This is a genomic window from Corallococcus sp. 4LFB, from assembly GCF_046520365.1.
Classification (GTDB): Bacteria; Myxococcota; Myxococcia; order Myxococcales; family Myxococcaceae; genus Corallococcus; species Corallococcus caeni.
Map to the genome: position 1 here is coordinate 1 of NZ_JBKGHJ010000481.1, position 6,242 is coordinate 6,242.

At 72.0% G+C, this 6,242-nt stretch carries 5 protein-coding genes; 4 read left to right on the forward strand and 1 reads right to left on the reverse strand.

The window, feature by feature from the left end:
• Positions 1-98 precede the first annotated feature (98 nt).
• The 4 genes from ACLEQD_RS34610 (at position 99) to ACLEQD_RS34625 (ending at position 4,584) form a co-directional block, all read left to right on the forward strand.
• Positions 99-707: a hypothetical protein gene (locus ACLEQD_RS34610; protein ID WP_410389961.1), complete on the forward strand. Its 609-nt coding sequence runs from the start codon at positions 99-101 to the stop codon at positions 705-707.
• A gap of 26 nt (positions 708-733) precedes the next feature.
• On the forward strand, positions 734-2,323 hold the full coding sequence (locus ACLEQD_RS34615) for a glycoside hydrolase family 57 protein (RefSeq protein WP_410389963.1): 1,590 nt from the start codon (positions 734-736) through the stop codon (positions 2,321-2,323).
• 102 nt (positions 2,324-2,425) lie between these two features.
• Positions 2,426-3,925, forward strand: a complete 1,500-nt coding sequence (locus ACLEQD_RS34620; RefSeq protein ID WP_410389965.1) for a trypsin-like peptidase domain-containing protein — start codon at positions 2,426-2,428, stop codon at positions 3,923-3,925.
• A gap of 65 nt (positions 3,926-3,990) precedes the next feature.
• Complete coding sequence (locus tag ACLEQD_RS34625; protein WP_410389967.1) at positions 3,991-4,584, forward strand: SGNH/GDSL hydrolase family protein; 594 nt, start codon at positions 3,991-3,993, stop codon at positions 4,582-4,584.
• Between the two features lie 34 nt (positions 4,585-4,618).
• Here the strand turns inward: ACLEQD_RS34625 and ACLEQD_RS34630 are convergent.
• The coding region (locus tag ACLEQD_RS34630) for a diguanylate cyclase (protein ID WP_410389969.1) at positions 4,619-6,242 on the reverse strand (1,624 nt) is incomplete at its 5' end.

Below are 6,242 nucleotides of genomic sequence, written 5' to 3' on the forward strand. Positions count from 1 at the left end.
GCGCTACCTGTCCGCGGATCGCGCGACGGGCGCATCGGATCAGCAGTACCTCACCGTGCCCCGGGCGGCGGGCGCTTCGGGATCAGCGCTACCTGTCCGTGGATCGCGCGACGGGTGCATCGGATCAGCAGTACCTGACCGTGCCACGAGCGGCCGGGGCTTCGGACGCTCGCCATCTGGAGGAGTCGCGCGCGCCGGTGGCCGCGACTTCGTCCGGGGGAGAGGTGCTGGAGGCGCGGGACCTGCCGATGTCGCGTCCCGCCGCCGTGTCCACTTCGGCTTCGATGGGTGCCGAGGCTTCGTCCTCCTCCAGCTCCCCTGCCGCGGCGGCGGGCTCCACGGAGTCGTGGCGGCCCTCGGAGCCCGAGCCTCCCAAGGACCCGTGGGCCCTGAGCGTGGCGCGCGGCCCGACCGCGTCCGAACAGCGTGCGCTCGACCGGGCCCGCGAGGCCGCCGAGGCCGCTCGGAGGGCCGCACCGGCCTCCGTGCCTCCGACGGCCCCCGTGTCCGCGAAGGCCGAGGCTCCCGCGGCTCAACCCTCCAAGGCCACGGCGGTTCCGAGCGCCACGCCCGAGGCGCCCTCGAAGGCCTCCGCGCCCCCTCCCACCGCCGCGCCCGCGAAGGCGGCCAAGACCGCGTCGGAGCCCAAGTCCCCGGGCTCCAAGTCCTCCTCCAAGTCCCGGCCCTCACGGCGTGGACGTAAGTGAACCCGCACGGCCTCTCCGACCGACCTATGAGCCTGGGCTCCCTCGCGCTGGTCCTTCACGCGCACCTGCCGTTCGTCCGCCACCCTGAGTACGAAGACTTCCTCGAGGAGGACTGGCTCTACGAAGCCATCTCCGAGACGTACCTGCCGCTCCTGCGCGTGTTCGACACGCTGGTCGGGGACCGCGTCCCCTTCCGGGTGACGATGACGCTCTCGCCCACGCTGGTGTCGATGCTCAACGACGACCTCCTGCGTGAGCGCTACGCCCGGCGGCTGGACCTGCTCTGCGAGCTGGGCGCCCGCGAGGTGCACCGCACCCGCGGCGACGCCACCTTCCACCCGCTGGCCGTCTTCCACCGCGACCACTTCGAAGCGCTGCGCCTCGCGTACCACAACCACTACAGGCGCGACCTCGTCGCCGCGTTCCGCAGGCTCCAGGACTCCGGCCACCTGGACATCCTCACCTGCAACGCGACCCACGGCTTCCTGCCGCTCATGCAGCAGACGCCGGAGGCCGTGCGCGCCCAGGTCACCGTCGCGGCGAACCACTACCGCCAGAACTTCGGCCGCGACCCCGCCGGCATCTGGCTGGCCGAGTGCGGCTACTACCCGGGCCTGGAGCGCGTCCTCTCCGCCGAGCGCATCCGCTACTTCTTCGTCGACACGCACGCGCTCACGGACGCCACGCCCCGGCCGCTGCACGGCCCCTACGCGCCCATCTTCACGGAGCCCGGCGTCGCCGCCTTCGCGAGAGACCCGGAGAGCAGCCAGCAGGTGTGGAGCACCGAGCACGGCTACCCCGGCGACCCCGTCTACCGCGAGTTCTACCGGGACATCGGCTGGGACCTGGACCTGGACTACATCCGGCCCTTCATCCAGCCCACCGGCGACCGCAAGAACACGGGCTTCAAGTACTTCCGCACCACCGGCAAGACGAACGACAAGCAGCCCTACGACCCGGCCGCCGCGCGCGAGCGCGCCTGGGTCCACGCGGGCAACTTCCTCTTCAACCGCGAGCGCCAGTTCGAATACCTCGCGTCGCGCATGGGCGGCCGCAAGCCCGTGGTCGTCGCGCCCTATGACGCGGAGCTCTTCGGCCACTGGTGGTTCGAGGGTCCCCACTTCATCGACGCGCTCATCCGCCAGGCCGCGCGCAACCCCAGCCGCATGCGGCTCATCAGCCCGCTGGACGACCTGCGCGAGCACCCGGAGAACCAGGTGGCCACGCCGCCCATGTCGTCCTGGGGCGCGGGCGGGTACGCGAACATGTGGCTGGACGGGACCAACGACTGGATCTACCGGCACCTGGACCACGCCGCGCGGCGGATGGTGGAGCTGGCCCGGGACTTCCCGGACGCGTCGTCCCTGAATCGCCGGGCCCTCAACCAGGCCGCGCGAGAGCTGCTGCTCGCGCAGTCCTCCGACTGGGCCTTCATCATGAAGACGGGCACCATGGTGGACTACGCCGTGCGCCGCACGAAGGAGCACCTGCAGCGCTTCCTGCGTCTGCACGACCAGGTGTGCGCCGGCACCGTCGACGAGTCCTGGCTCTCCCACGTGGAGGCCCGCGACAACCTGTTCCCCGAGCTGGACTACCGCGTCTACCGGCCCGGTTGAGCGCTCCGGGAACAGGCGGGCGGGTTGGGGGTTCACCTTCCGTCACCGGGAGTTGTCGTTCCGGTTGCGGGGCTTCGTTTCCGCTTTAGCTTGAAGGAATCCATGACCCACACGCTCCCTTCGTCCCGTCGCAAGCTCGTGGCCGCCGTGCTGGTGCTGGTGTCGCCCACGCTCGCCCTCGCGCAGGCCCCCGCCGTCCCCAAGCCGGCCGCGCCCCAGACGCAGCAGGCGGTCACCGGTCAGGCCGGCAACCTCCAGCCCGCCACGCGTGAGGCCCAGTCGCTGGCCTCGCTGGCGCCGCTGGTGGAGTCCGTGAAGTCCGCGGTGGTGAACGTGGACGTGCAGGCCCGTCCCGAAATGCCCGAGGGCATGGAGGACAACCCCCTCTTCGACAAGTTCTTCGGGGGCAACGGGCGGGGCCGCGGCCGCAGCGAGCGGGAGCAGATCCGCCAGGGCGCCGGGTCCGGCTTCATCATCGACCCCAAGGGCCTGGTGCTCACCAACAACCACGTCATCGAGGACGCGGTCACCATCACCATCCGCCTGGACGACGGCCGTTCGTTCACGGGCGAGGTGGTGGGGCGCGACCCGCTCACAGACGTGGCCGTGGTGAAGGTCAAGGAGAAGGTGGATCAGCTCCCCACGGTGAAGCTGGGCGACTCGGACGCGGTGCGCGTGGGCGACTGGGTGCTGGCCATCGGCAACCCGTTCGGCTTGGCCTCCAGCGTGAGCGTGGGCATCCTGTCCGCGCGCGCCCGGGAGATTGGCGCCAGCGTGTACGACGACTTCCTGCAGACGGACGCGGCCATCAACCCCGGCAACTCCGGCGGCCCGCTCTTCAACATGAAGGGGGAGGTCGTGGGCATCAACACCGCCATCGTCGGCGGCGGCACGGGCATTGGCTTCTCCGTGCCCAGCAACCTCATCAAGGCGCTGCTGCCGCAGCTGGAGAAGGAAGGCTCCGTCACGCGTGGCTGGCTGGGCGTGGGCATCCAGCCCCTCACGCGCGAGCTGGGGCTGGCCCTGAAGCTGCCGGTGAGCGAGGGCGCCATCCTCACGCAGATCAACCCCGGCTCCCCCGCGGCGAAGGCGGGACTCAAGGCGGACGACGTGGTGGTGGCCGTGGACGGCAAGCCCGTGCGCTCCGACAGCGAGCTCACCCGCACCGTGGCGCTCAAGAAGCCCAACAGCGTCACGACGCTGAGCGTCTACCGCGACGGCAAGAAGCTGGAAGTCAAGGTGACGATGGGCACCCGGCCGGACCTGGAGGGCCTGACCAAGAAGAAGCCGGGGGCCGCCGACGAGCAGGACAGCTCGCGCCGCGTGGGCGTGTCCCTGCAGGACCTGGATGCGCGCACGGCGTCCCAGGCGGGCTTCACCGAGCGCGCCGGCGCGCTCATCACCGACGTCGTGCCGGGTTCGCCCGCGGACCGCGCGCAGCTGGCCCCGGGCATGCTGGTGGTGGAGGCGAACCGCAAGCCCATCGCCAGCGCGAAGGAGCTGGCCGCCGCCATCCGCGCCGCGCCCAAGGGCAGCACGCTGCTGCTGCGCGTGGCCGGTCCCGGCGGCGGGCGCCTGCTGCGCGCGCTGACGGTGCCCTGAGGCCGCGGCAGGACCGCGGCTCACGCAGGCCCTGGACGGATGAACACGGAGGTGGACGAACGTCGATGAGCGTCAACTACGTCTCGTTGGGTGACAGCACGGCGGTGGGGGTGGGGGCGTCGCAGGGCGGGGGCTATCCCGACCGGCTCGCCTCCCGCCTCCGGCAGGGCGGCCTCCCCGTGGGCCATACCAACCTGGGGCAGAGCGGCGCGCGCGTGCGCGACGTCGTCAACAACGCCCTCAAGCGCGTCATCGCGTTGCAGCCCACGCTCATCACCCTGGGCGTGGGCACCAACGACATCTGGCGCGGCACCGAGGTGGCGGAGTTCCAGGACGACCTGGACCGCATCGCCCGGCGGCTGAAGCAGACCGGCGCGGCCATGGTCGTGGTGAACATCGCGGACATGGCGCTCGCGCCCGTCGCGAAGCTGGTGCCCAGCGCGCTGTACGAAGGGCGCATCGAGCCGTTCAACGACGCCATCGCCTCGGTGGCCCGCGCGCACGGCCTGCACCTGGTGGACCTCCACGAGGCCAGCCGGGAGATGATCCCCCGGCGGCCGGACTTCTTCTGCCCGGACGGCTTCCACCCGTCCGCGGCGGGCTACGACGAGTGGGCGGACCTGATGCTGCCCGTGGTCCGCACGCTGGTGCAGCGGTAGGCGCCAGGCGGGGCAGGGCGCTTATTGGCTCCGCTCAGGCCTTCGCGATGCCCGGGGGCGCGGGAGGCGTGGAGGGCGCGTCCGTGGGCGGCGCGCTGATGCTGCGCTCGCGGCCGGGGTGCACCTCCATGCCGGGCTCGAACGCCGTCACCCGGTTGCGCCCCGTCCGCTTGCTGCAATAGAGCGCCGAGTCCGCGCAGTCCACCAGCATGTCCTGCGACGTCGCGTCCGTGGGGAAGTGCGCGACGCCGACGGACACCGTCACATGCCCCCCGGGCAGCCCCGGCCGGTTGAGCGTGACGGCGTCCGCCACCGCGCGGCGCAGCGTCTCCGCGACCTCCACCGCCGTGGCCTTGGACACCTGCGGCAGGAGCAGCACGAACTCCTCGCCGCCGTAGCGCCCCAGGGTGTCCACCTTGCGCGCGCGGGTGCGCAGCACGTCGGAGACCCGGCGCAGCGTCTCGTCGCCGGCGCGGTGTCCGGCCAGGTCGTTGAGCCGCTTGAAGTGGTCCACGTCCACCATCAGCAGGGCCAGCGGCACGCCGAAGCGCTGGGCCCGCGCCAGCTCCAGGTCCAGCCGCTGGAAGAGGTGGCGGCGGTTGGGCACGCCCGTGAGCGCGTCCGTCAGCGTGAGCTTCACCGTCTCCGCGTGCAGGCGCGCGTTCGTCACCGCCGTCGCGGCCTGATCCGCCACGGCGGTGAAGAGCTCAATCTCCTCCGCGGAGATGCTCGCCGTCTGCGGGCGCTGGAAGTTGATGACGCCCAGCAGGGTGTCCGCGTGCACCATGGGCACAGCCAGGAGCGTGCCGTGCTCGGAGCCGCCGCGCAGGCCGCGCCGCGCGAAGATGCTGGTGCTGTCCGTCAGGTCCGGCAGGTACACCGCCTTGCGCGTCTGGGCGGCCCGGCCGCAGGCGCCCTCGCCCAGGGCGAAGGTGTGGCCCTCCAGGCCCCGACCCCGCGGCCACGCGTGCTTCACCTCCAGCAGGCCCTCCTCGTTGAGGAGCATGATGGAGAAGTCGGGGATGTGCAGCCGCTCCACCACCATGCGGGTGATGCGCGAGAGCAGCTCGTCCAGCTCCAGCGTGGTGTTGAGCGAGCGCGCCACGTCGTACAGCAGCGACAGCTCCCGCAGGCGCTCCTCCAGCTCGTCCTTCAGCGCCAGCTTCTCCTTCACCAGCTGGAGGTCGCGGTGCGTGTCGATCTCCTCCACCTTCATGGAGGTGAGCCGCGCGAGCATCTGGTTGAAGGCCGCGCCCAGCCGCGAAATCTCATCCGTGCCCCGCGCCTCGGCGCGCACCAGCAGGTCGCCGTCCGCCGCGCGCCCCATGGCCTCGCTCAGCCGCTTGAGCGGCGCGGTGAGCACGAAGCGCAGCGACAGCCAGGTGACGAGCGCCAGGATGCCCACGAAGAACACCATGGCGCCCAGCGCGTCCTGGAACACCGTCTGGAGCTGGCGGTGCAGCGTGGGCTCGCCCAGGCGCACCTGGAGCACGCCCATGCGCTGCGCGGCCTCGCCGGTGTGACAGCCGGAGCACTCCGGACCGCCCAGGGGCCGCACCACCTCCGTGCCGTGCTCGCTGGAGCGCGCCGTCTCCGGCCCCGTCGCGGACAGCCGCGCGGCCTCCGGGTGCGGATGGCCCTGCTCGGCCGGCCGGCGG

Bases quoted from the DNA above. Each gene is read 5' to 3' on its own strand.
- ACLEQD_RS34625 (WP_410389967.1), top strand. From the start codon at position 3,991: ATGAGCGTCAACTACGTCTCGTTGGGTGACAGCACGGCGGTGGGGGTG.
- ACLEQD_RS34615 (WP_410389963.1), top strand. From the start codon at position 734: ATGAGCCTGGGCTCCCTCGCGCTGGTCCTTCACGCGCACCTGCCGTTC.
- ACLEQD_RS34620 (WP_410389965.1), top strand. From the start codon at position 2,426: ATGACCCACACGCTCCCTTCGTCCCGTCGCAAGCTCGTGGCCGCCGTG.